General features: G+C 34.3%; 1 pseudogene. It reads right to left on the reverse strand.

What is annotated here, in order from left to right:
• Positions 1 to 300 (reverse strand): annotated as a pseudogene (locus tag HMPREF2953_RS07430) (FIVAR domain-containing protein); the annotation flags it as partial.

Consider the following 300-nt stretch of genomic DNA (forward strand, 5'->3'; position numbering starts at 1 on the left):
CACTATTATTTTCTTTGTCATGAAGTAAACCAATCGCTTCAGTAAGTTTTGGTAAGACTGCTTTCACTTTGTCTAATGCTTCTTTCACTTCTGCTGGTGTTGCTTTTTCTTTATTTAACACTTCTTGTGCTTTCGTCTTAGCTTCTTCAATTTCACTTTGTATTCTTCCTAGAGCTTCATTATAAGCAGTGATGCTTGCTGGTTTTTTACCTTCGGTAATGCCACGTTGATCTAATTCTGGAAGTTTATGTTGTAATTCTGTTTTATCTGCTCTTAAATCATCTTTCGCTTGATTTAATG

Source organism: Staphylococcus sp. HMSC072E01, assembly GCF_001814125.1.
Lineage (GTDB): Bacteria > Bacillota > Bacilli > Staphylococcales > Staphylococcaceae > Staphylococcus > Staphylococcus hominis.